The 21,713-nt window shown below is 51.9% G+C and carries 22 protein-coding genes; 11 read left to right on the top strand and 11 right to left on the bottom strand.

What is annotated here, in order from left to right; all coding sequences use genetic code 11:
* Nucleotides 1-36 precede the first annotated feature (36 nt).
* The 4 genes from tyrS to anmK form a co-directional block, all read right to left on the bottom strand.
* A complete protein-coding gene (gene tyrS, locus OQV04_RS09130) occupies nucleotides 37-1,311 on the bottom strand; it encodes a tyrosine--tRNA ligase (protein ID WP_032280942.1) in 1,275 nt (424 codons plus the stop codon).
* Between the two features lie 128 nt (nucleotides 1,312-1,439).
* Complete coding sequence (gene pdxH / locus OQV04_RS09135; protein ID WP_001282319.1) at nucleotides 1,440-2,096, bottom strand: pyridoxamine 5'-phosphate oxidase; 657 nt, start codon at nucleotides 2,094-2,096, stop codon at nucleotides 1,440-1,442.
* Nucleotides 2,097-2,154: 58 nt separating this feature from the next.
* Nucleotides 2,155-2,484 carry a C-type lysozyme inhibitor gene (gene mliC, locus OQV04_RS09140; protein ID WP_000061975.1) on the bottom strand — a complete coding sequence of 110 codons (330 nt, stop codon included), beginning with the start codon at nucleotides 2,482-2,484 and terminating at the stop codon, nucleotides 2,155-2,157.
* A gap of 97 nt (nucleotides 2,485-2,581) precedes the next feature.
* The gene (gene anmK / locus OQV04_RS09145; RefSeq protein WP_099145148.1) at nucleotides 2,582-3,691 is read right to left on the bottom strand and encodes an anhydro-N-acetylmuramic acid kinase; all 1,110 of its coding nucleotides are present in this window, start codon (nucleotides 3,689-3,691) and stop codon (nucleotides 2,582-2,584) included.
* Between the two features lie 273 nt (nucleotides 3,692-3,964).
* Here anmK and slyB point away from each other — a divergent pair, with 273 nt between their 5' ends.
* On the top strand, nucleotides 3,965-4,432 hold the full coding sequence (slyB, locus tag OQV04_RS09150) for an outer membrane lipoprotein SlyB (RefSeq protein WP_000597196.1): 468 nt from the start codon (nucleotides 3,965-3,967) through the stop codon (nucleotides 4,430-4,432).
* Between the two features lie 46 nt (nucleotides 4,433-4,478).
* Here slyB and slyA read toward each other — a convergent pair whose 3' ends face one another.
* Entirely contained in the window at nucleotides 4,479-4,913 is a 435-nt protein-coding gene (gene slyA / locus OQV04_RS09155) for a transcriptional regulator SlyA (protein ID WP_001296943.1), read from the bottom strand.
* Nucleotides 4,914-5,113: 200 nt separating this feature from the next.
* Between slyA and OQV04_RS09160 the strand changes: the two genes are divergently transcribed.
* From OQV04_RS09160 to OQV04_RS09170, 3 genes are read left to right on the top strand one after another with little or no spacing between them, the layout of a single operon-like run.
* The gene (locus tag OQV04_RS09160) at nucleotides 5,114-5,350 is read left to right on the top strand and encodes a DUF1656 domain-containing protein (RefSeq protein WP_000670998.1); all 237 of its coding nucleotides are present in this window, start codon (nucleotides 5,114-5,116) and stop codon (nucleotides 5,348-5,350) included.
* Between the two features lie 2 nt (nucleotides 5,351-5,352).
* The gene (locus OQV04_RS09165; RefSeq protein WP_096959592.1) at nucleotides 5,353-6,210 is read left to right on the top strand and encodes an efflux RND transporter periplasmic adaptor subunit; all 858 of its coding nucleotides are present in this window, start codon (nucleotides 5,353-5,355) and stop codon (nucleotides 6,208-6,210) included.
* Nucleotides 6,210-8,222 carry an FUSC family protein gene (locus OQV04_RS09170; protein ID WP_000994312.1) on the top strand — a complete coding sequence of 671 codons (2,013 nt, stop codon included), beginning with the start codon at nucleotides 6,210-6,212 and terminating at the stop codon, nucleotides 8,220-8,222. Before OQV04_RS09165 ends, OQV04_RS09170 begins: the two co-directional genes overlap by 1 nt.
* Here the strand turns inward: OQV04_RS09170 and sodC are convergent, their stop codons facing one another.
* From sodC to OQV04_RS09185, 3 genes are all read right to left on the bottom strand, one after another.
* Nucleotides 8,223-8,744: a superoxide dismutase [Cu-Zn] SodC gene (gene sodC / locus OQV04_RS09175; protein ID WP_032280968.1), complete on the bottom strand. Its 522-nt coding sequence runs from the start codon at nucleotides 8,742-8,744 to the stop codon at nucleotides 8,223-8,225. It abuts the gene before it with no gap.
* An 80-nt stretch (nucleotides 8,745-8,824) separates the two neighbouring features.
* Nucleotides 8,825-9,721, bottom strand: a complete 897-nt coding sequence (locus tag OQV04_RS09180; RefSeq protein ID WP_000250656.1) for an aldo/keto reductase — start codon at nucleotides 9,719-9,721, stop codon at nucleotides 8,825-8,827.
* 48 nt (nucleotides 9,722-9,769) lie between these two features.
* Nucleotides 9,770-10,009: a DUF1289 domain-containing protein gene (locus OQV04_RS09185; protein ID WP_000840481.1), complete on the bottom strand. Its 240-nt coding sequence runs from the start codon at nucleotides 10,007-10,009 to the stop codon at nucleotides 9,770-9,772.
* Between the two features lie 102 nt (nucleotides 10,010-10,111).
* Between OQV04_RS09185 and nemR the strand changes: the two genes are divergently transcribed.
* The 5 genes from nemR to OQV04_RS09210 all read left to right on the top strand — a co-directional run bounded on the left by nemR (nucleotide 10,112) and on the right by OQV04_RS09210 (nucleotide 17,792).
* Complete coding sequence (gene nemR, locus OQV04_RS09190) at nucleotides 10,112-10,711, top strand: DNA-binding transcriptional regulator NemR (RefSeq protein ID WP_001032936.1); 600 nt, start codon at nucleotides 10,112-10,114, stop codon at nucleotides 10,709-10,711.
* 36 nt (nucleotides 10,712-10,747) lie between these two features.
* Nucleotides 10,748-11,845: an N-ethylmaleimide reductase gene (gene nemA, locus OQV04_RS09195; RefSeq protein ID WP_000093591.1), complete on the top strand. Its 1,098-nt coding sequence runs from the start codon at nucleotides 10,748-10,750 to the stop codon at nucleotides 11,843-11,845.
* 80 nt (nucleotides 11,846-11,925) lie between these two features.
* Nucleotides 11,926-12,333: a lactoylglutathione lyase gene (gloA, locus tag OQV04_RS09200; RefSeq protein ID WP_001237796.1), complete on the top strand. Its 408-nt coding sequence runs from the start codon at nucleotides 11,926-11,928 to the stop codon at nucleotides 12,331-12,333.
* A gap of 102 nt (nucleotides 12,334-12,435) precedes the next feature.
* Nucleotides 12,436-13,083 (top strand): ribonuclease T, encoded by a 648-nt coding sequence (rnt, locus tag OQV04_RS09205; RefSeq protein ID WP_001282281.1) that lies wholly within the window; start codon nucleotides 12,436-12,438, stop codon nucleotides 13,081-13,083.
* A gap of 92 nt (nucleotides 13,084-13,175) precedes the next feature.
* A complete protein-coding gene (locus OQV04_RS09210) occupies nucleotides 13,176-17,792 on the top strand; it encodes an ATP-dependent helicase (protein WP_101969413.1) in 4,617 nt (1,538 codons plus the stop codon).
* Nucleotides 17,793-17,842: 50 nt separating this feature from the next.
* Here the strand turns inward: OQV04_RS09210 and grxD are convergent, their stop codons facing one another.
* The gene (gene grxD / locus OQV04_RS09215; protein ID WP_000108172.1) at nucleotides 17,843-18,190 is read right to left on the bottom strand and encodes a monothiol glutaredoxin 4; all 348 of its coding nucleotides are present in this window, start codon (nucleotides 18,188-18,190) and stop codon (nucleotides 17,843-17,845) included.
* Nucleotides 18,191-18,524: 334 nt separating this feature from the next.
* Here grxD and mepH point away from each other — a divergent pair, with 334 nt between their 5' ends.
* Both mepH and sodB read left to right on the top strand, forming a co-directional pair.
* Nucleotides 18,525-19,352, top strand: coding sequence for a peptidoglycan DD-endopeptidase MepH (mepH, locus tag OQV04_RS09220; RefSeq protein WP_000101186.1), 828 nt, complete (start codon nucleotides 18,525-18,527; stop codon nucleotides 19,350-19,352).
* 127 nt (nucleotides 19,353-19,479) lie between these two features.
* Nucleotides 19,480-20,061 carry a superoxide dismutase [Fe] gene (gene sodB / locus OQV04_RS09225; RefSeq protein ID WP_000007283.1) on the top strand — a complete coding sequence of 194 codons (582 nt, stop codon included), beginning with the start codon at nucleotides 19,480-19,482 and terminating at the stop codon, nucleotides 20,059-20,061.
* 145 nt (nucleotides 20,062-20,206) lie between these two features.
* Here sodB and OQV04_RS09230 read toward each other — a convergent pair whose 3' ends face one another.
* The gene (locus tag OQV04_RS09230; protein ID WP_000701040.1) at nucleotides 20,207-21,376 is read right to left on the bottom strand and encodes an MFS transporter; all 1,170 of its coding nucleotides are present in this window, start codon (nucleotides 21,374-21,376) and stop codon (nucleotides 20,207-20,209) included.
* Nucleotides 21,377-21,540: 164 nt separating this feature from the next.
* Nucleotides 21,541-21,630: a cytochrome bd-I accessory subunit CydH gene (gene cydH, locus OQV04_RS09235; protein ID WP_000102278.1), complete on the bottom strand. Its 90-nt coding sequence runs from the start codon at nucleotides 21,628-21,630 to the stop codon at nucleotides 21,541-21,543.
* Nucleotides 21,631-21,713: the final 83 nt, after the last annotated feature.

A 21,713-nucleotide genomic window follows, 5' to 3' on the forward strand; every position in this document is an offset into this window, starting at 1 on the left:
GGAGTGATTTCTCACTCCCCCTTTCCACTTAATGCATTATTTCCAGCAAATCAGACAGTAATTCTTTTTGCCGCGACGCAGTAAGGTAAAACGACCAAACAGACGATCTTCTTCTTTAAAGAAGTATTCAGGATCGGACTGTTTTTCACCGTTAATGGTGATGGCATTGGAGGCGATAGTTTTACGCGCCTGACCACGGGAAGGTTGCAGTTCAGAATCGACCAGCGCCTGCATCAGGTCTGCGCCCTTTTCCATCTCAACCATCGGTACGCCGTCCTGCGCCAGCTGTTCGAAGTCCGCTTCAGTCAGCGCACTCAAGGAACCGCTGAACAGGCATTCGGTAATACGTTTTGCCGCCTGCAAACCTTCTTCACCGTGAACCAGACGAGTCACCTGCTCCGCCAGTACATACTGGGCGCGCGGTGCTTTACCGCTATTTTTATCTTCTTCTTCCAGGGCGTTGATCTCTTCAATGCTCATAAAGGTGAAGAACTTCAGGAAGCGGTAAACGTCGGCATCCGCAGTGTTGATCCAGAACTGGTAGAATTTGTACGGGCTGGTTTTCTTCGGATCCAACCAGACTGCGCCGCCTTCAGTTTTACCAAATTTGGTGCCGTCTGCTTTGGTGATCAGCGGAACGGTCAGGCCAAACACCTGATTCTGATGCAGACGACGGGTCAGGTCGATACCAGAAGTGATGTTACCCCACTGGTCAGAACCACCAATTTGCAGCACCACACCGTACTGTTTGTTCAGACAGGCGAAGTCATAACCCTGCAACAGGTTGTAGGAAAACTCAGTGAACGAAATCCCCTGATCTTCACGGTTGAGACGCTGCTTAACCGCTTCTTTGTTGATCATCTGGTTAACGGAGAAGTGTTTGCCAATATCGCGCAGGAAGGTCAGCACATTCATATTGCCGAACCAGTCATAGTTGTTCGCCGCGATAGCAGAGTTTTCTCCACAGTCGAAATCGAGGAACGGGGCAACCTGCTTGCGGATTTTGTCCACCCACTCCTGAACAGTTTCTTCGGTGTTCAGCTTACGCTCGGCAGCTTTGAAGCTCGGGTCGCCAATCAGACCCGTCGCGCCGCCTACCAGCGCAACCGGCTTGTGGCCCGCCTGCTGGAAGCGTTTCAGGCATAACAATGGAACAAGATGCCCCAAATGCAAGCTGTCAGCGGTAGGATCGAAGCCGCAATAGAGCGCGATCGGGCCTTGCGCCAGTCGCTCTGCTAACGCTTCCTCGTCCGTCACCTGGGCTACCAGCCCCCGCTCTTGCAATTGTTTAATCAAGTTACTGCTTGCCATCAAAATCTCCATGTATATAACGACTGCACCTTTGCCGGTACACGACTTTTCGCCAGATGCGAAAGAGACATAGAATAAAGTGCCAGAATCAGGAGTACCAGCGATTAAAGCAAGATTTTTGCATCTTTTCAGGGTGCAAGACGATCAATCTTCCACGCATCATTTTCACGCTGGTACAAAAAGCGGTCATGCAGGCGATGCTCACCACCCTGCCAGAACTCAATCTGTTCAAGGCTGACGCGAAAACCGCCCCAAAAGCTCGGCAATGGCACTTCGCCCTGTTGAAACTTCTGCTTCAGCTCCAGGAATTTACTTTCAAGGATACCGCGGGCAGAAATGCGACTGGACTGCTTCGAAACCCATGCACCAATCTGGCTATCACGCGGGCGGCTATGAAAATATTTCATCACTTCGAGAGTCGAAAGTCGTTCCGCTTTACCGATCACCATCACCTGGCGCTCAAGGGTATGCCACGGGAACAGCAGGCTAACGCGCGGATTATTTTCGATTTGATGTGCTTTACGGCTGCCGAGGTTGGTGTAAAACACCATGCCTTTTTCGTCGTAATGTTTGAGTAAAACGATGCGCTGATAAGGCTGACCATGTTCATCCACGGTAGCGACCACCATCGCGGTAGGGTCCGCCAGTTTGGCTTCACAAGCCTGAGAGAGCCAACGTTCAAAAAGGGTTAATGGATCGGCGGGAAGATCGCGGCGGCGTAACCCGCCTTTGGTGTATTCACGGCGCAGATGCGCGATTTGCTGCAATTCGTCGTTATCAGACATGGTTTTCTTTACGGATTGTCAGTGGGTGACGCTATTGTGCGCCGCCCCTGGAAAAATCTCAACGCTGTGAATTTTGTAACTGACAGTTATTCAAGACGATGCGGTCGCGTTTATAGACAGTCGCTTCCTCGCCTTTCGACCAGAAAACATAGATTCCGTCAGTGTAACGTGCACCAGAGGCTGAAATGCCCTGTTTGAGATGCAGTAGTTGATTATCGTAAACAAAACTGACTTCCTGGCGCGGATTATTCAGTTTGACCGTCAACGGTTTTTCATCACACTGGTATTCCAGCGTATCGGTTTGCATGCGCTCAACCAGTTGATTGAACGCGCTACAGCCGGTGAGAAGCACCGGCAAACAGATCAGTAACAGTTTTTTCATAGACATTTCCCGAAGACTTTCCTGGTCTGGAGGGCAATACGCCCTCCCTAACGTTCCAAGTGTAACGGCAGACGCGGTAAGAAAAATTCAGTTAACTCTGATATCACGGGTTAGCGGGGAAAATAGCCCCCAGTACCGTCTCCTGGCTTGCGCCAGTGACGGAAGGCAGATTTCCTGGTAATCCCGCCAGCGTCCGCCAGGCAAGCCAGGCGAAAGCCAATGCTTCCATGTCATCGCCACTAATGCCAACGGCATCGGTGGTGGTGACTTCTGTGCCTGGCAGTAATGCCGCCAGACGCGCCATGAGTAGCGGATTACGACTACCTCCACCACATACCATCAATCGTTCGCAGCCACCGCTCAACAAAACTTGTTCAGAAATGGTCACGGCGGTGAGTTCTGCCAGTGTGGCCTGCACATCACGGGGATCAACACCCGGAAAATGGCGTAAATGGCGCTCCAGCCAGCCGTAGTTAAAGTATTCGCGTCCGGTGCTTTTCGGTGCAGGTTGCGAGAAATATGGGTCGCTGAGCATATTTTGCAGCAGTGGGAGAATAACTTTACCCGCCCGTGCCCACTCGGCATCTTTATCGTAAGGTTTACCGGCCTGACGCCAGATCCAGGCATCCATCAGCATGTTACCAGGACCGGTATCGTAGCCGCCAACCGGCTGCCCAGGAATGAGCAGTGACAGATTGGCGATGCCGCCAATATTGAGCACCATTCGTCGCTCGGTTGGGTGAGCCAGCAAGGCATGATGGAACGCAGGTGCCAGCGGTGCGCCTTGTCCTCCCAAGGCAATATCGCGACGGCGAAAATCACCGACAACCGTAATTCCGGTGCGTGCCACAATTTGATTGTTATCGCCAATCTGTAAAGTGTGTGGTGCCACGCCCGTCGGTTCATGCCAGACGGTTTGACCGTGACAGCCGATCGCAACTATATCTCTCGCCTGCAGGTTTTGTTCCTTAAGCAAGGCATTGACCGCATCAGCAAAAAGTCGCCCGAGTTGAGTATCAAGCTGTCCAAACTGCGAAAGTGTAAGCTGCTGGCCCTGGCAAATATCCAGTACAGCCTGTTTCAGAGACACCGGGATCGGCCAGCTCAAACTTGCCAGCTGTGCGACCCGGTGTTCATCAATTGTCGCCAACACAACATCAACACCATCAAGGCTGGTGCCTGACATAACGCCAATAAAGCGGCCCGATTTCATAGTTCATCCTTTTTCAATCTGACGTTTGCGCACCACTCAAACATAAACTTTTCGTGAATACCATGCGGAATGACCGATTTTTACCGTTGGTAGTAAAACATTATCTTCAAATCAATAATCATCATGAATGTTTTGTTTATAATTGGTTGATCCTACTTTCATTATGATTTGCTCATATTTGGTAGAACATATAACCATGGATTCACATATGCCATATACTTTGACCATGAGGGATGCTTGCGTGGCGTTTCATGGTGAACAGGAGATTTTTCAATGATTAAACGCGTATTGGTTGTTTCAATGGTAGGTCTGTCTCTTGTCGGTTGTGTTAATAACGACACCCTGTCAGGGGATGTTTATACCGCTTCTGAAGCGAAACAAGTACAGAATGTCAGCTATGGAACCATCGTTAACGTACGTCCGGTACAGATTCAGGGCGGTGATGATTCCAACGTTATCGGTGCAATTGGCGGTGCTGTTCTTGGTGGTTTCCTGGGAAATACTGTTGGTGGCGGAACCGGGCGTTCTCTGGCTACTGCAGCAGGCGCTGTTGCAGGTGGCGTAGCTGGTCAGGGCGTACAGAGTGCAATGAACAAAACGCAAGGTGTCGAGCTGGAAATTCGTAAAGACGATGGTAATACCATCATGGTGGTACAGAAACAAGGCAACACTCGTTTCTCTCCGGGCCAACGTGTCGTACTGGCCAGCAATGGCAGTCAGGTGACCGTTTCTCCGCGCTAAATAAGTTTGCGTGTGGTCAGGTTACTGACCACACGCCCCCTTCATTTCACCCTTTGGCCTGTAACTCAATGATATTATGCTCAAGTTTTGCGATGAGCGTAATCAGTTGTTCCAGTTCCTCTGCGGAGATGCCATGTAAGATTTCCGCGCGGGTTTTGTTAATAACAGCTTCCATTTCGCTGATCAGTGGCTCTGCCTTTTCCGTCAGTTTAATACGTTTAGCCCGACGATCGCTGGCACAAGTTTGACGCGAAATTAACCCTTTTTCTTCCAGTTGGTCCAGAGTACGGACCAGTGAGGGCTGCTCGATGCCAATCGCTTTTGCCAGTTGAATTTGCGACTGGTCTGGAGGTAACTGATGGATATTGTGTAACGTAACCCAATGGGTTTGTGTTAACTCCAGCGGTTTCAGGCGATGGTCTATCAGAGCACGCCATATGCGCACCAACCGTGCCAGATCAGAACCTAGTGGCGATTCCAATTTCATCTCCTTATAATTAGCTTGCTAAGATATTATGCGGCTTTTAGAATAGTGTGCAGCAATTGTATTGCTAAAACAAATGTATTGCTGCATTTGGTTACCGTCAGACATATTTTTCAGAAATTGCGCGTAAATTTTTCGCACTTAAAGAATATTTATTAATCTAACGCAATATATTCGGTCGTAAAGGAATCTACTTTGTGAAGTTTATGCTCAATGCAACAGGATTGCCCTTACAAGATCTGGTGTTCGGTGCGTCCGTCTATTTTCCTCCGTTTTTCAAAGCCTTCGCGTTTGGATTCGTCATCTGGCTTGTCGTACACCGCCTGCTTCGTGGCTGGATCTACGCCGGTGACATCTGGCATCCCTTGTTAATGGATTTATCGCTGTTTGCGATTTGCGTTTGCCTTGCTCTGGCAATACTGATTGCGTGGTAACTATGTCAATTAAAACAATTAAGTATTTCTCAACAATCATTGTAGCGGTAGTTGCGGTTCTTGCCGGATGGTGGCTGTGGAATTATTACATGCAATCTCCGTGGACACGCGACGGGAAAATACGCGCAGAACAGGTTTCTATCACCCCACAGGTGTCGGGACGTATTGTTGAGCTGAATATAAAAGACAACCAGCTGGTTAATGCGGGGGATCTTATGCTCACGATCGATAAAACGCCCTTTCAGATCGCCGAGCTGAACGCACAGGCTCAGCTGGCGAAAGCGCAATCTGACCTCGCAAAAGCCAATAACGAAGCGAATCGTCGTCGTCATCTCTCACAAAATTTTATTTCTGCCGAAGAACTCGATACCGCTAACCTCAATGTTAAAGCGATGCAGGCCAGTGTTAATGCCGCACAGGCGACGCTGAAACAGGCACAATGGCAACTGGCGCAAACGGAAATTCGCGCCCCGGTGAGTGGATGGGTGACTAACCTTACTACCCGCATCGGCGATTACGCTGATACCGGGAAACCGCTGTTTGCCCTTGTCGACAGCAACTCGTTTTACGTCATTGGTTATTTTGAAGAAACCAAGTTGCGCCATATCCGCGAAGGTGCACCAGCACAAATTACCCTCTATAGTGATAACAAAACGTTACAGGGTCACGTTTCCAGTATCGGTCGGGCGATTTATGATCAGAGCGTTGAAAGTGACTCAAGCCTTATTCCGGATGTGAAACCTAACGTCCCCTGGGTTCGACTCGCCCAACGCGTTCCCGTCCGCTTTGCGCTGGATAAAGTCCCAGGCGATGTCACGCTGGTGTCGGGCACCACCTGTAGCATTGCCGTAGGTCAATAATGAACGCATCGTCATGGTCCTTGCGCAATTTGCCCTGGTTCAGGGCCACGCTGGCGCAATGGCGTTATGCGTTACGCAATACCATTGCCATGTGTCTGGCGCTGACGGTTGCCTATTATTTAAATCTGGATGAACCCTATTGGGCGATGACCTCGGCTGCAGTGGTTAGCTTTCCCACCGTTGGCGGTGTTATCAGCAAAAGCCTCGGACGCATCGCTGGCAGTTTGCTCGGAGCCATTGCGGCACTGCTTCTTGCCGGACATACACTTAATGAGCCGTGGTTTTTTCTATTGAGCATGGCGGCGTGGCTTGGCTTTTGTACCTGGGCCTGTGCGCACTTCACGAATAATGTCGCGTATGCATTTCAACTGGCGGGCTACACGGCTGCCATCATCGCCTTTCCGATGGTTAATATTACTGAGGCCAGCCAGCTGTGGGATATCGCTCAGGCGCGCGTTTGCGAGGTGATTGTCGGTATTTTGTGCGGCGGCATGATGATGATGATCCTGCCTAGCAGTTCCGATGCTACAGCCCTTTTAACCGCATTGAAAAACATGCACGCCCGACTACTTGAACATGCCAGTTTACTCTGGCAGCCTGAAACAACCGATGCCATTCGTGCAGCACATGAAGGGGTGATTGGGCAGATACTGACCATGAATTTGCTGCGTATCCAGGCTTTCTGGAGCCACTATCGTTTTCGCCAGCAAAACGCGCGCCTTAATGCGCTGCTCCACCAGCAATTACGTATGACCAGTGTCATCTCCAGCCTGCGACGTATGTTGCTCAACTGGCCCTCACCGCCAGGTGCCACACGAGAAATTCTCGAACAGTTGCTGACGGCGCTCGCCAGTTCGCAAACAGATGTTTACACCGTCGCACGTATTATCGCCCCGCTACGCCCGACCAACGTCGCCGACTATCGGCACGTCGCCTTCTGGCAGCGACTACGTTATTTTTGCCGCCTTTATCTGCAAAGTAGTCAGGAATTACATCGTCTGCAAAGCGGTGTAGATGATCATACCAGACTCCCACGGACATCCGGCCTGGCTCGTCATACCGATAACGCCGAAGCTATGTGGAGCGGGCTGCGTACATTTTGTACGTTGATGATGATTGGCGCATGGAGTATTGCTTCGCAATGGGATGCCGGTGCCAATGCATTAACGCTGGCAGCAATTAGCTGCGTACTCTACTCCGCCGTCGCAGCACCGTTTAAGTCGTTGTCACTGCTGATGCGCACGCTGGTGTTACTTTCGCTATTCAGCTTTGTGGTCAAATTTGGTCTGATGGTCCAGATTAGCGATCTGTGGCAATTTTTACTGTTTCTCTTTCCACTGCTGGCGACAATGCAGCTTCTTAAATTGCAGATGCCCAAATTTGCCGCATTGTGGGGGCAACTGATTGTTTTTATGGGTTCTTTTATCGCTGTCACTAATCCCCCGGTGTATGATTTTGCTGATTTTCTTAACGATAATCTGGCAAAAATCGTTGGCGTCGCGTTGGCGTGGTTAGCGTTCGCGATTCTGCGTCCAGGATCGGATGCTCGCAAAAGCCGCCGCCATATTCGCGCGCTGCGCCGGGATTTTGTCGATCAACTAAGCCGCCATCCAACACTGAGTGAAAGCGAATTTGAATCGCTCACTTATCATCACGTCAGTCAGTTGAGTAACAGCCAGGATGCGCTGGCTCGCCGTTGGTTATTACGCTGGGGTGTAGTGCTGCTGAACTGTTCTCATGTTGTCTGGCAATTACGCGACTGGGAATCGCGTTCCGATCCGTTATCGCGAGTACGGGATAACTGTATTTCACTGTTGCGGGGAGTGATGAGTGAGCGTGGCGTTCAGCAAAAATCACTGGCGGCCACACTTGAAGAATTACAGCGGATTTGCGACAGCCTTGCCCGTCATCATCAACCTGCCGCCCGTGAGCTGGCGGCAATTGTCTGGCGGCTGTACTGCTCGCTTTCGCAACTTGAGCAAGCACCACCGCAAGGTACGCTGGCCTCTTAATTACTTAATTACACCACAGGCATAGCGTTCACCGCCACCGCCCAGCGGTTTAGGTTGATCGGACATATTATCGCCGCCAACGTGGACCATCAGCGCTTTGTCTTTGATTTCATCCAGTGATTTCAGACGAGGCGCGATGACGGCATTGGTAGCTTTGCCGTCATTATTGACGACCAGTGCAGGCAGATCGCCTAAATGCCCGGCACCTTCTGGCCCTTCATGTTTACCGGTATTTTGTGGATCAAGATGCCCGCCTGCGGATTCCGCGGCGCTGGCTTTGCCATCTTTGGTGGCTGGCTGGCAGCTTCCTTTGGCATGAATATGGAAGCCATGTTCACCGGGGGGTAATGCTTTCAGATCGGGCGAAAACTCCAGACCTTTATCGGTTTCAGTAATGGTGACGCTACCAATTGACTGCCCAACCCCTTGCGACGTGACGAGGTTCATCTCGACTTTTTCACTGGCAGCTTGTGCGCCGGTCGCAACAACCAGCGCCAGAATGGCCAGACTAAAACGTTTCATAGGACCTCCGTTCATTGTGCATTCCTGAATAAGTGTAAACCAGTGACACATTTTTGAACGGCGGCTATTCCTAAAAGTGCTTACGGTACGTCGTACCCCAGTGCCGCTTTACGGATACGAAACCATTGTTGACGGGTCATTTTCAGTGTTTCTGCTTCGACAGCTGCCCGTACGCGCTCAATTTTACCTGAGCCGATAATTGGCAGCGGCTGCGACGGTAAACGTAATACCCAGGCGTAAACCACCTGTTCAATCGAGCCCGCGTTTAACTCCTCCGCCACCACAGCCAGTTCATCACGCAGCGGCTGGAAATAATCATCATTAAACAGACGACCACCACCAAGGCAGGACCACGCCATCGGACGAACACGCAGTTGTTGCAGTTGGTCGAGCGTGCCATCCAGCAGTAACGGCTGATGTACCGGGGATATTTCCACCTGATTAGTGGCAAGGGTAAACGGCAGACGTGATTGCAACAGGGCAAATTGCGCAGGCGTAAAGTTCGATACGCCAAAATGACGCACTTTGCCGCTCTGATGCAGATGTTTGAACGCGTCCGCCACTTCATCGGCATCCATTAACGGGTCCGGGCGGTGGATTAACAGCAGATCCAGATGATCGGTCGCAAGATTAATTAGCGACTGTTCGGCGCTCTTAATGATGTGATCGCGGTCAGTGATGTAATGACCAATGACGTTTTCTTCACGCGCGGTCGTCGCGATACCGCATTTACTGACGATTTCCATCCGCTCACGCAGGTGAGGTGCCAGTTTCAGCGCCTCGCCAAACGCCGCTTCGCACTGATAGCCACCATAAATATCAGCATGGTCCACGGTGGTCACGCCGAGATCCAGATGCTCTTCAATAAAACTGACCAGCTGGCGGGCGGACATATTCCAGTCCATCAATCGCCAGTAGCCCATCACAAAACGGGAAAACTCCGGGCCTTGCGGCGCAATAGTAATACGCTGAACCATATTCGCTTCCTCTTATCAGATATGAGAGGAGTATACGCAAGATTAGGCTCAAAAGAGTGATGGTTGCTCCGGTTCGTCTGATGACGCTGGCTTATTTGCACGTAATTTGCGCATTAATCGCTGCCGACAAAGGCGCAGCACCTCTTGTTTTTCGCCATCGCTCATTTTATTCCAGTTAAAACGCTCATCCCGGCTTCGAAAACAGCCGCGACAAAACCCGCGTTCGTCAGACTGGCAAATTCCCCGGCACGGGCTCTGGACGGGAAAGAACTCTAATTGCTCCGCCACTTAGCCCTCCTCAGATAAGATTATTACCATTATTGAAGCTGTTAATGTCCAAAGTAGCAACTTTGCTTGCACTAGACCGACTGGTCTACTATACTCCAACACATGAACAAACACACCGAACATGATACTCGCGAACATCTCCTGGCGACGGGCGAGCAACTTTGCCTGCAACGTGGATTCACCGGGATGGGGCTAAGCGAATTACTAAAAACCGCTGAAGTGCCGAAAGGGTCCTTCTATCACTACTTTCGCTCTAAAGAGGCGTTTGGCGTTGCCATGCTTGAGCGCCATTATGCCGCATATCACCAGCGACTGACTGAGTTGCTGCAATCCGGCGAAGGTAACTACCGCGACCGCATACTGGCTTATTACCAGCAAACACTGAACCAGTTTTGCCAACATGGAACCATCAGTGGTTGCCTGACAGTAAAACTCTCTGCCGAAGTGTGCGATCTTTCAGAAGATATGCGTAGCGCGATGGATAAAGGCGCTCGCGGCGTGATCGCCCTGCTCTCGCAGGCTCTGGAAAATGGCCGTGAGAACCACTGTTTAACCTTTTGTGGCGAACCGCTGCAACAGGCACAAGTGCTTTACGCACTATGGCTGGGTGCGAATCTGCAGGCCAAAATTTCGCGCAGTTTCGAGCCGCTGGAAAACGCGCTGGCACATGTAAAAAACATTATTGCGACGCCTGCCGTTTAGCAGGCATTTTTTATCACCAGACGACCGGGAGCCTTTATGTCATCTGAAAAACTGTATTCCCCACTGAAAGTGGGCGCAATAACTGCGGCAAACCGTATTTTTATGGCACCGCTGACGCGTCTGCGCAGTATTGAACCGGGTGACATCCCTACCCCGTTGATGGCGGAATACTATCGCCAACGTGCCAGTGCCGGTTTGATTATTAGCGAAGCCACGCAAATTTCTGCCCAGGCAAAAGGGTATGCTGGTGCACCTGGCATCCATAGTCCGGAACAAATTGCCGCATGGAAAAAAATTACCGCTGGCGTTCATGCTGAAAATGGGCATATGGCCGTACAGCTGTGGCACACCGGACGCATTTCTCACGCCAGCCTGCAACCTGGCGGTCAGGCACCGGTAGCGCCTTCAGCACTTAGCGCGGGAACACGTACTTCTCTGCGCGATGAAAATGGTCAGGCGATCCGTGTTGAAACATCCATGCCGCGTGCGCTTGAACTGGAAGAGATTCCAGGTATCGTCAATGATTTCCGTCAGGCCATTGCTAACGCGCGTGAAGCCGGTTTTGATCTGGTAGAGCTCCACTCTGCTCACGGTTATTTGCTGCATCAGTTCCTTTCCCCTTCTTCAAACCATCGTACCGATCAGTACGGCGGCAGCGTGGAAAATCGCGCACGTTTGGTACTGGAAGTGGTCGATGCCGGGATTGAAGAATGGGGTGCCGATCGCATTGGCATTCGCGTTTCGCCAATCGGTACTTTCCAGAACACGGATAACGGCCCGAATGAAGAAGCCGATGCACTGTATCTGATTGAACAACTGGGTAAACGCGGCATTGCTTATCTGCATATGTCAGAACCAGATTGGGCGGGGGGTGAACCGTATACTGATGCGTTCCGCGAAAAAGTACGCGCCCGTTTCCACGGTCCGATTATCGGCGCAGGTGCATACACGGTAGAAAAAGCCGAAACGCTGATTGGCAAAGGGTTAATTGATGCGGTGGCATTTGGTCGTGACTGGATTGCGAACCCGGATCTGGTCGCCCGCTTGCAGCGCAGAGCTGAGCTTAACCCACAACGTGCCGAAAGTTTCTACGGTGGCGGCGCGGAAGGCTATACCGATTACCCGACGTTGTAATCCAACATTGCGAGCGGCGTAAAGCCGCCGCTATACTAAAACAACATTTTGAATCTGTTAGCCATTTTGAGGATAAAAAGATGCGTCTTCTTCATACCATGCTGCGCGTTGGCGATTTGCAACGCTCCATCGATTTTTATACCAAAGTTCTGGGCATGAAACTGCTGCGTACCAGCGAAAACCCGGAATACAAATACTCACTGGCGTTTGTTGGCTACGGCCCGGAAACCGAAGAAGCGGTGATTGAACTGACCTACAACTGGGGCGTGGATAAATACGAACTCGGCACTGCTTATGGTCACATCGCGCTTAGCGTAGATAATGCCGCTGAAGCGTGCGAAAAAATCCGTCAAAACGGGGGTAACGTGACCCGTGAAGCGGGTCCGGTAAAAGGCGGTACTACGGTTATCGCGTTTGTGGAAGATCCGGACGGTTACAAAATTGAGTTAATCGAAGAGAAAGACGCCGGTCGCGGTCTGGGCAACTAATCTCCTGCCGGGCGTGAACTCCTCGCGCCCGCATCTTTACTGCATCGACAAGTAATATTTGTCATAATGCGCGCTGCAATTTATCCGTATTAAGAGAATCAGATGTCCGATAACGCTCAACTTACCGGTCTGTGCGACCGTTTTCGTGGTTTTTATCCTGTTGTGATCGATGTTGAAACAGCCGGATTTAACGCCAAAACCGATGCGCTGCTTGAGATTGCCGCCATCACCCTGAAAATGGATGAACAAGGCTGGCTGATGCCGGACACCACATTACATTTCCACGTCGAACCATTTGTCGGCGCAAATTTGCAACCAGAAGCCCTTGCCTTCAACGGCATTGACCCGAACGATCCCGATCGCGGCGCGGTCAGCGAATACGAGGCGCTGCACGAAATTTTTAAAGTTGTACGTAAAGGTATTAAAGCGAGCGGCTGTAACCGCGCCATTATGGTGGCGCACAACGCCAATTTCGATCACAGCTTTATGATGGCCGCCGCAGAACGCGCCTCACTGAAACGTAACCCGTTCCACCCTTTCGCCACTTTTGACACTGCTGCACTGGCCGGGCTGGCACTCGGACAAACCGTATTGTCAAAGGCTTGCCAGACCGCTGGCATGGACTTCGACAGCACCCAGGCGCACTCCGCGCTGTACGACACCGAACGCACTGCGGTGCTGTTTTGTGAAATCGTCAACCGCTGGAAACGTCTGGGAGGCTGGCCGCTACCTGCCGCCGAAGAGGTGTAATCGAGTCGATGCCTGATGACATGCAATGATTCAGGCATCTATAGTGAGGCTATTCCACGCATCATGCATGATATTCACGGGGAATAGCGTTAATGGCAGATAATCCAAACCCTTCATCGCCCCTGCCGGACGTGTTTTCACCGGCGACCCGCGACTGGTTTCTTCGCGCCTTTAAACAGCCGACCGCTGTCCAGTCGCAAACCTGGCATGTGGCGGCGCGAGGCGAACATGCGCTGGTGATTGCACCGACCGGCTCCGGGAAAACGCTGGCAGCATTTCTCTACGCCCTCGATCGGCTCTTCCGCGAAGGCGGCGAAGATACCCGCGAGGCGCATAAGCGTAAAACCTCACGCATTCTCTATATTTCACCGATAAAAGCCCTGGGCACCGACGTTCAGCGCAACTTGCAGATCCCGTTACAGGGTATTGCCGATGAACGGCGGCGGCGCGGCGAAACGGAAGTCAATCTTCGCGTGGGGATCCGTACTGGCGATACGCCTGCACAGGAACGCAGCAAACTCACCCGTAATCCGCCGGATATTCTGATCACCACACCCGAATCACTCTATCTGATGCTGACCTCCCGCGCGCGCGAAACGCTACGCGGCGTCGAAACGGTAATTATTGATGAAGTCCACGCGGTAGCGGGCAGTAAACGTGGTGCGCATCTGGCGTTAAGTCTGGAGCGGCTCGATGCGCTGCTCCACACCTCAGCACAGCGAATTGGCCTTTCTGCCACTGTGCGCTCAGCCAGCGATGTGGCAGCATTTCTTGGCGGCGATCGCCCGGTTACGGTAGTCAACCCGCCCGCAATGCGCCATCCGCAGATACGGATTGTCGTACCGGTCGCCAATATGGATGATGTCTCATCGGTCGCCAGCGGCACTAGCGAAGACAGCCATGCCGGCCGGGAAGGCTCCATCTGGCCATATATTGAAACGGGTATCCTTGATGAAGTGTTGCGCCATCGCTCGACCATTGTCTTTACTAATTCGCGGGGGCTGGCGGAAAAACTGACGGCACGATTAAATGAGCTTTACTCCGCACGCTTACAGCGTTCCCCGTCTATCGCCGTTGATGCGGCCCATTTCGAGTCGACCTCCGGCGCAACCTCTAACCGTGTACAAAGTAGCGACATTTTTATTGCCCGCTCACACCACGGCTCCGTCTCTAAAGAACAACGAGCAATAACCGAACAGGCGCTGAAATCGGGTGAATTACGCTGCGTGGTCGCAACTTCCAGTCTCGAACTGGGGATTGATATGGGCGCTGTGGATCTGGTGATTCAGGTGGCAACGCCGCTTTCTGTTGCCAGTGGGTTACAACGCATTGGACGTGCCGGACACCAGGTAGGTGGTATCTCCAAAGGGCTTTTTTTCCCCCGAACCAGGCGTGACTTAGTCGATTCCGCAGTCATTGTAGAGTGTATGTTCGCAGGCAGGCTGGAAAACCTGATACCACCGCATAATCCACTCGACGTCCTTGCGCAGCAAACCGTTGCCGCCGCGGCGATGGATGCATTACAGGTAGACGAATGGTACTCCCGCGTACGCCGTGCCGCACCGTGGAAAGATCTGACAAGACGTGTTTTTGACGCCACGCTGGATATGCTTTCCGGGCGCTATCCCTCTGGCGATTTTTCTGCTTTTCGCCCCAAACTGGTCTGGAACAGGGAGACCGGGATATTGACCGCCCGACCTGGCGCTCAGCTGTTGGCGGTTACCAGCGGCGGCACCATTCCGGATCGTGGCATGTATAGCGTGTTATTACCCGAAGGGGAAGAACAGGCCGGTTCGCGACGGGTGGGTGAACTGGATGAGGAGATGGTATATGAGTCACGGGTGAACGATATTATCACTCTCGGCGCAACCTCATGGCGGATCCAGCAAATCACCCGCGATCAGGTGATTGTGACTCCTGCTCCGGGTCGTTCTGCCCGGCTCCCCTTCTGGCGTGGTGAAGGTAACGGACGTCCGGCTGAATTAGGCGAGATGATCGGCGATTTTCTTCATTTACTGGCGGATGGAGCGTTCTTTTCCGGGACTATTCCCCCGTGGCTGGCTGAAGAAAATACGATCGCCAATATTCAGGGGTTGATTGACGAGCAGCGCAACGCGACGGGCATCGTTCCGGGGAGTCGTCATCTGGTCCTCGAACGGTGCCGTGATGAAATTGGCGACTGGCGTATTATTTTGCACTCTCCCTATGGAAGACGGGTGCATGAACCCTGGGCGCTGGCGATTGCCGGGCGAATACATGCGCTATGGGGCGCTGATGCATCTGTGGTCGCCAGTGATGACGGCATTGTTGCGCGCATTCCTGACACTGATGGTAAATTGCCCGACGCCGCGATTTTTTTGTTTGAACCAGAAAAGTTGCTGCAAATTGTCCGCGAGGCGGTAGGCAGTTCGGCACTTTTCGCCGCCCGTTTTCGCGAATGCGCCGCGCGGGCATTATTAATGCCGGGCCGCACGCCGGGCCATCGCACCCCGCTCTGGCAACAACGGCTGCGCGCCAGTCAGTTGCTGGAAATCGCTCAGGGATATCCGGATTTTCCGGTCATTCTCGAAACCCTACGCGAATGTCTGCAAGATGTTTATGATCTTCCCGCACTGGAACGTTTGATGCGTCGCCTGAACGGTGGCGAAATTCAAATATCCGATGTAACGACTACTACGCCCTCGCCTTTCGCCACAAGTTTATTGTTCGGCTATGTCGCGGAATTTATGTACCAGAGCGACGCCCCGCTGGCAGAGCGCCGGGCATCCGTACTGTCGCTGGACAGCGAGTTACTGCGCAATCTACTCGGACAGGTCGATCCGGGGGAATTACTCGACCCGCAGGTCATTCGCCAGGTGGAAGAAGAGTTGCAACGACTGGCTCCTGGCAGAAGAGCGAAAGGTGAAGAAGGATTGTTCGACCTGCTGCGCGAACTGGGGCCAATGACCGTCGAAGACCTGGCGCAACGGCATACAGGCAGCAGTGAAGAGATTGCGTCGTATCTGGAAAATCTTCTTACAGTAAAACGCATCTTCCCGACGATGATTAGCGGACAGGAGCGTCTTGCCTGTATGGATGATGCCGCCAGGCTGCGCGATGCCCTCGGCGTACAACTACCAGAGTCTCTGCCAGAGATTTATTTGCATAGAGTCAGTTACCCGCTTCGCGACCTCTTTCTGCGCTATCTCCGGGCTCATGCTCTGGTCACGGCTGAACAACTGGCTCATGAGTTTAGTCTCGGTATTGCCATTGTCGAAGAGCAGCTTCAGCAACTGCGCGAACAGGGTCTGGTGATGAATCTGCAACAAGACATCTGGGTGAGCGATGAAGTATTTCGTCGTCTGCGTTTGCGCTCGCTGCAAGCCGCCAGAGAAGCGACGCGTCCCGTTGCAGCCACGACCTATGCGCGATTGCTGCTGGAACGTCAGGGCGTATTACCCGCCACCGATGGTAGCCCGGCGCTCTTTGCCTCAACATCGCCAGGCGTTTATGAGGGCGTGGATGGCGTGATGCGGGTGATCGAACAGCTTGCCGGAGTCGGTTTACCCGCCTCACTCTGGGAAAGCCAGATCCTGCCTGCCCGCGTACGCGACTATTCGCCAGAAATGCTCGATGAATTACTGGCAACCGGAGTGGTTATCTGGTCGGGACAAAAAAAGCTGGGTGAAGATGACGGCCTGGTGGCACTGCATCTACAGGAATATGCCGCAGAATCGTTCACTCCCGCCGAAGCGGATCAGGCGAATCGTTCGGCGCTGCAGCAAGCGATAGTCGCTGTTCTGGCTGACGGAGGAGCCTGGTTTGCACAACAAATCAGCCAACGGATACGCGACAAAATCGGCGAATCGGTTGATCCCTCGGCACTGCAAGAGGCGTTATGGGCGCTGGTCTGGCAAGGCGTCATCACCAGCGATATTTGGGCACCGTTACGCGCCCTCACCCGCAGCAGTTCCAACGCACGCACCTCAACTCGCCGCAGTCACCGGGCTCGTCGTGGGCGTCCTGTCTATGCACAACCCGTCTCGCCGCGGGTATCTTACAACACACCAAATCTGGCTGGACGCTGGTCGTTATTGCAGGTGGAGCCACTAAACGATACCGAAAGGATGCTGGCGCTGGCGGAAAATATGCTCGACCGCTACGGCATCATCAGTCGTCAGGCGGTGATAGCCGAAAATATCCCTGGCGGGTTTCCATCGATGCAAACGCTTTGTCGAAGTATGGAAGATTCCGGGCGAATTATGCGAGGTCGTTTTGTAGAAGGTCTGGGTGGCGCGCAATTCGCTGAACGTCTGACTATTGACCGCTTGCGCGACCTGTCGACACAAGCCGCGCAAACGCGCCACTATACACCAGTGGCGCTCTCCGCCAACGATCCGGCTAATGTGTGGGGAAATCTTCTGCCCTGGCCTGCACATCCGGCAACGCTGGTACCAACGCGTCGGGCGGGTGCGCTGGTGGTCGTTTCTGGCGGCAAATTGTTACTCTATCTGGCGCAAGGTGGCAAAAAAATGCTGGTCTGGCAGGAAAAAGAGGAATTACTCGCCCCAGAGGTTTTCCACGCGCTGACTACCGCACTGCGTCGCGAACCACGGCTGCGCTTTACGCTAACAGAAGTGAATGATCTACCGGTCCGGCAAACGCCGATGTTTACGCTGCTGCGTGAGGCGGGATTTTCAAGTTCGCCACAAGGGCTGGATTGGGGATAGAGAAAGGACTGACGGATGCCCGTTCGCATCCGTCAGTATTGCAGGACGGATTATTCCGCGTCCGGCTCTTCAGACTTGTATTTAGCGGCAGTTTCTTTGATCAGCTGCTGCAGTTCACCACGCTGATACATTTCGATCACGATATCACAACCGCCTACCAGCTCGCCGTCAACCCACAGTTGCGGGAAGGTCGGCCAGTTAGCATATTTCGGCAGTTCCGCACGAATGTCCGGATTCTGCAGAATATCAACATAGGCAAAACGTTCGCCACATGCGGCAAGCGCCTGGACTGCCTGGGCAGAGAAACCGCAGCTCGGCAGTTTCGGTGAACCTTTCATGTACAGCAGGATCGGGTTTTCAGCAATCTGGCGTTGGATTTTTTCGATAGTGGTGCTCATTGTCTTGCTTCCTCAAACTTCTTTACGGCAGTAATCTGACATTGTAGCGGGTCAGTGCGGCATCGGAAAATAACATTTTCATCACGCTTTTGCTATTTTATCCCTTTGCTCTATTTGTTGCATTTCAAATGTTCGTTTCTTCCCTGATGCACGGCAAACTGGCGTATTTATGACCATTTTTAGCTTTCACTGCTGCATTTTTTTGCGCTCGCCAACGAAACGTATTTTTTAACAATAAAAGCTATTAACTTTCTCTTCTTCTATGCATTAGAATCATCAAGTTTTGTAAATCAGACGCAGGCATGATAGACCTGCCTTAACAGAGGGACGCTCAGTGGCGCGGATAAACCGTATTTCGATCACGCTCTGTGCTTTACTTTTTACCACCCTGCCTTTAACGCCTATGGCCCATGCTTCAAAGCAAGCCAGGGAGAGTTCTGCTACCACTCATATCACCAAAAAAGCAGATAAAAAGAAAAGCACGGCAACCACCAAAAAGACCCAGAAAGCCAGCCAGAAAACAGCGAAAAAAGCCGCCAGTAAAAGTACGACCAAAAGCAAAACCGCTTCTTCCGTTAAAAAATCTTCCATTACCGCTTCTAAAAACGCCAAAACTCGCAGCAAACATACCGTCAATAAAACGGCCTCAGCCAGCTTTACCGAAAAGTGTACCAAACGTAAGGGCTATAAATCGCATTGTGTGAAAGTCAAAAATGCAGCGTCAGGAACCCTTGCCGACGCACACAAAGCGAAGGTGCAAAAAGCCACAAAAGTGGCAATGAATAAACTGATGCAGCAAATTGGTAAGCCATATCGTTGGGGTGGCAGCTCACCGCGTACCGGTTTTGATTGCAGCGGCCTGGTTTATTACGCTTATAAAGATTTGGTGAAAATTCGTATTCCGCGTACGGCGAATGAAATGTATCACCTGCGTGATGCAGCGCCAATCGAACGTAGTGAACTGAAAAACGGCGACCTGGTCTTTTTCCGTACTCAGGGACGCGGTACAGCCGATCATGTCGGCGTATATGTCGGCAACGGCAAGTTTATTCAGTCACCGCGTACGGGTCAGGAAATTCAAATCACTTCTCTCAGTGAAGACTACTGGCAGCGCCACTATGTTGGCGCTCGCCGGGTAATGACCCCAAAAACACTTCGCTAAAACTTTACCCTGTTGTTACGGCAACAGGGTAAGTTCATCTTTTGTCTCACCTTTTAATTTGCTACCCTATCCATACGCACAATAAGGCTATTGTACGTATGCAAATTAATAATAAAGGAGAGTAGCAATGTCATTCGAATTACCTGCACTACCATATGCTAAAGATGCTCTGGCACCGCACATTTCTGCGGAAACTATCGAGTATCACTACGGCAAGCATCATCAGACTTATGTCACTAACCTGAACAACCTGATTAAAGGTACCGCGTTTGAAGGTAAATCACTGGAAGAGATTATTCGCAGCTCTGAAGGTGGCGTATTCAACAACGCAGCTCAGGTCTGGAACCATACTTTCTACTGGAACTGCCTGGCACCGAACGCCGGTGGCGAACCGACTGGAAAAGTCGCTGAAGCTATCGCCGCATCTTTTGGCAGCTTTGCCGATTTCAAAGCTCAGTTTACTGATGCAGCGATCAAAAACTTTGGTTCTGGCTGGACCTGGCTGGTGAAAAACAGCGATGGCAAACTGGCTATCGTTTCAACCTCTAACGCGGGTACTCCACTGACCACCGATGCGACTCCGCTGCTGACCGTTGATGTCTGGGAACACGCATATTACATCGATTATCGCAATGCACGTCCTGGCTATCTGGAGCACTTCTGGGCGCTGGTGAACTGGGAATTCGTAGCGAAAAATCTCGCTGCATAATAACTGATGGCAAATGCAGCATTGCCTGATGCGCTTCGCTTACCATGCCAACGCGGATGAGGCGTTAACAGCGCATTCGGCAAGATAAATCGCACGTTGTCAGCAACTGTAACGCAGAAGGTTATCCTTCTGCGTTTTTGTTTAATTAGCTGTTAGCAACGCAAACTGTTTCAGGTTGTTTTCTGGCTGACATAAACACCAGCAATAATGCCAGTCCCGCGACAATCGCCCCCATCACCGGCACAAAGCTGTATCCCAGCCCAGCGGAAATTACCGCACCACCAGCGGCTGCTCCCAGCGCATTTCCAAGATTAAAGGCACCAATATTGACTGATGAAGACAGACCTGGCGCTTCACTGGCGACACGCATCACGCGCATCTGTAACGGCGGTACGACCGCAAAGGTTGCAGCGCCCCACACCACCATGCTAATAGCTGCGCCGAACTCATTGCGGGCCAGGAACGGGATTGCCAGCATAATCACCATCAGCAGCAACAAAAAGCCTTTCAACGTGCCGTTAACTGAACGATCTGCCAGTTTGCCGCCGAGATAGTTACCGATAGAGAATCCGACACCAATCAGCACCAGCATTGCCGTGACGAACACCGGTGTTGCGTGGGTAATACTTTGCAGTACCGGAGAGATATAGGTGTAGAGAGTAAACATTGCACCAGCTCCCAGTACCGTCGTCAGCAATGCAGACAGCACCTGCGGACGCATTAATACCGCCAGCTCTTTTTTCACTTCAGGTCGTGCCCCTGCACCACCTTTAGGTAATGAGAAGAACAGACTTACCATTGAAATCACTCCCAGCCCCGCCGTTGCCAGAAATGACATCCGCCAGCCGATGGTTTCACCCAACCAGGTCGCCGCCGGCACGCCACCGATATTTGCCAGGGTTAACCCCATAAACATAGTGGCAACTGCGCTGGCCTGTTTATGTTTTGGCACCACGCTTGCAGCCACGACTGAACCCAAACCAAAAAATGCTCCATGATTCAGGCTGGTCAAAATGCGTGAAAGCATCAGGGTCATATAATCCGGCGCGATGGCGGAAAGTACGTTGCCGAGCGTGAAAATTGCCATCAGGAAAATCAACGCACTGCGGCGGGCACGATGAGAAAGTAGAAGCGTCATCAGCGGCGCGCCAACCATTACGCCAACTGCATAGGCACTGATTAACATTCCGGCAGCGGGAATCGAGACATCCACACCGCGCGCAATGACGGGCAACAAGCCCATTGGCGAGAACTCCGTTGTCCCGATACCAAACGCGCCAATCGCCAGCGCCAGCAACGGATAGTTAATTTTCATGCCTTATCTCCACCTCTTCGCGTCATTACGCGATATTCATTAAAGTGGCGAAAGCATGCAGCAATCACAAAAAAATGAAAATAACAAAAAGAGAAAACACTTTTGCCATTTTGCTAACAAACAGGAAGGAGATGCGAGGGAGAACGCGCTCCCTCGAGAGGAAATCAGTGCAGCGCGGCAGTCAAACCCACGGCTACGATCAAACCGAGGACGATAATCGTTGTTACCAGTGAAAATTTAAGGTCGGTGCTCATCAAGTTTTCTCCTTTTTTATTACCACACAAAAAGTGATATTACGCATTTTTACACACTGTGATGAAAAAATCTCCCGTCATTT

The sequence above is a fragment of the Escherichia sp. Lx600-2 genome, from assembly GCF_036662595.1.
In the GTDB taxonomy this organism is placed as follows: domain Bacteria; phylum Pseudomonadota; class Gammaproteobacteria; order Enterobacterales; family Enterobacteriaceae; genus Escherichia; species Escherichia coli.